Raw genomic sequence first — 2,359 nt, 5'->3', positions numbered from 1 at the left:
TGAGAACCGGATCGTAAAACGCAGGGCGTCGCTCATGCTGATCACGTTACCGACCAACTGGACGGATCGGTAGACGTTCGCGCCGGACCCGACGCGGAAATCGCCTGTGCAGGCCCTGGTTGCCCGCGTCCGCTGAGCCTTAGGAACTGCGACGCCGAGCGCGCCCGATCCGGCCCGCCCGCCGGAGCCGTGGACGGGGCCTCGGGCGTCCGTCTACCGATCTTGGATCCCGGGTGAGACGTCCTCGACGCGGCCGGTCCGGCCAGGCGGCCACGAATCGCGTGGCCGCATTCGGCAGGATGGGGCGGCGTCAGACAGTCGATCGTCGTGGCCGCGGTGGGGGCGATGCGGAGATCGCAGCACGATCGCTGAGTTAGAACGAGTTGAATCGCCGGATCGTTCGGATTAGCCGGCCGTTCGGTGCTCGCCAGACCATCGAGGTGGGGAACCGGGATGACGCGGAGGGGACCGGTACTACGAGAAGGTTGCCGACCGGCCGCGCAGTGACGGCGATCGGCGAGCCCGAGGCTTGACGCGGGAAGCTGAGGGTGACGGTGGCGACGCCGTCGGGAATGATGCCCGTGAGCTGGCTGACCCTGCCTGAGCCGCCGAAGATGCCGAAATCACCGCCTTGCTGACGGATTTGCTGGATGCTGTCGCCAGCGGATCCGGTGCCCCCGTCCGGGGATACGGAAAAGAGCATCACGCCCTCGTGCGGCGCGATTCGCGCGATTGTGCGCTGAACGTCGCCTTGAACGGCTGCCCCAAGGGGCGGCGGGATGCTCCGAAGCGCGTTGCTCAGGCGACGGCGGTATGTGGCGATGCACCCTGCGGTGGCCCCCCGACATCGGCAGCGGGCACGAGATAGTAGTGGGCGCCCCCAAAGGTACGCGCGAGGCGGACGTACCGGACATAGACTCCACGGGCCTGGAGCAGAATTGGGCGGCTGGCCAGGCTTGAGACGGTGTCCGCCGCCGTGGCCTTGCGCCGAAGGACACCGAGCGTTGAGAGAACGGCGTGGTCCGGCGCGCCGTGGCTGATGCTGAGCCTCCAGTTCTTGATGCTGAGCCTCGTGTTCCTGATGCACGCCGGTCCTGTCGGCCTCAAGATCCGATAGGCGATCTGCCTTACGCGCTTCTGCTGCGCGGCCGTCAGGGTCGGGTGCGGGGAGCCGGGTGTCGTGCCCCCGGGCGTGTTCGCCCCGCCGGCCCAAAGCGCCACCGCAACGACCGCAACGACGACCGCAACCGACGCAGCCAATCCGAGGGCGGGCCATAACTTCCGGCTCGCGAGGTCCCGCCGCCACCTTCGTCGGTGAGCGCCCTGATCGCACAGACGCATCAATTGCTCGGCGACCGTTCCGAAGTAGTCGTCCATCAGCGCTCCGTCCACGTTGTGCGCAGCCGAGCCAGACCCCGGCTGATGCGCTTGCGCACGACCAGCTCAGAGCACCGCAGTTCGGCGGCGATCTCCTGGTAGGTCCGTTCCTGCAGGACCCGTCGCTCGATGGCTTCGCGCTCAGTCGCGGGTAGCGAGGCCATGCGGTCCATCACGCCAGAACCACCGGCGGCTAGGGCCTCGACGCGGTCGAGATCGGGATCCTCCAAGATGACCGGCTCATATCCGAGCCGTCGGCGGGCACGGTCCTCGATTTGGCCCTGCCGCCGGCTCATCCGCAGCGTGTTGCGAGCGATCCCCAGCAACCACGGCGCCGCCGACTCCGAACTATCCCGGTAACGGTGCGCCGACAACAGGGCCGCCGCGAACACCTCTGCCGTCAGATCGGCCGCCGCCTCAGGGTTGCCGGTCTGACGCCGCAGGTAGCACACCACCGCTTGCAGGTGTCGGCTTTAGAAGACGCCGTACGCTGCTCCATCGCGCCCGGCCGCCGCCGCCAGCAGTTCGGTATCTGACCATCGCTCTCGCTCGTCGCGGCGTGCCATCACCTCGTTCCTTGCACTCCCCGCCCAGATTGTGACCGCCCGCCCACGACTCCCCCGGGTGTTCGACGCACCCCGACCGGCGCAGATAGACGCCAGACCAAGCTTTGGCAGAGAAGCCACGGCGTCTGCTGGCACGAACATCCGGCACGAAGCGCCGAGCCCCGCCGCCGGCAGCATCGCCTCGTCGCAGTCAGCGTTGGCCGTTGCGACGGCCGCGACCGTGACCGCAAGAGCCCGATGGTCCCTACACGCACGGGGGCCGCGCGGGTCCGCGGCAATGCGACAAGGCACTGCTTCGATTGATCGCACCGGGGTGTCGATGCGCGCTTCCCGCTCGGCGTAGGATCGACTGTCGTGGGCGCGATTCGGATCCGGCCGGCAGTGGATACTGAGGAGGTAACGCGAGCGGTGTTTGA

General features: G+C 68.1%; 3 protein-coding genes. All 3 read right to left on the bottom strand.

Annotation, left to right across the window (positions count from 1 at the left end; translation table 11 throughout):
- Positions 1-373: 373 nt before the first annotated feature.
- A complete protein-coding gene (locus VG296_RS18515; protein ID WP_325567202.1) occupies positions 374-706 on the bottom strand; it encodes a hypothetical protein in 333 nt (110 codons plus the stop codon).
- A 92-nt stretch (positions 707-798) separates the two neighbouring features.
- On the bottom strand, positions 799-1,377 hold the full coding sequence (locus VG296_RS18510) for a hypothetical protein (protein ID WP_325567200.1): 579 nt from the start codon (positions 1,375-1,377) through the stop codon (positions 799-801).
- On the bottom strand, positions 1,377-1,841 hold the full coding sequence (locus VG296_RS18505) for an RNA polymerase sigma factor (RefSeq protein WP_325567204.1): 465 nt from the start codon (positions 1,839-1,841) through the stop codon (positions 1,377-1,379). The genes VG296_RS18510 and VG296_RS18505 overlap by 1 nt, the downstream gene beginning before the upstream one ends.
- Positions 1,842-2,359 lie beyond the last annotated feature (518 nt).

The organism is Actinospica sp. (assembly GCF_035552695.1).
Lineage (GTDB): Bacteria > Actinomycetota > Actinomycetes > Streptomycetales > Catenulisporaceae > Actinospica.
Note: the sequence above shows the minus strand (reverse complement) of the source record. Positions and strands in the feature narration are given on the sequence as shown.

Excerpts from the sequence above, each read along its gene's own strand:
- VG296_RS18510 (WP_325567200.1), bottom strand. The coding sequence starts at position 1,377 with ATGGACGACTACTTCGGAACGGTCGCCGAGCAATTGATGCGTCTGTGC.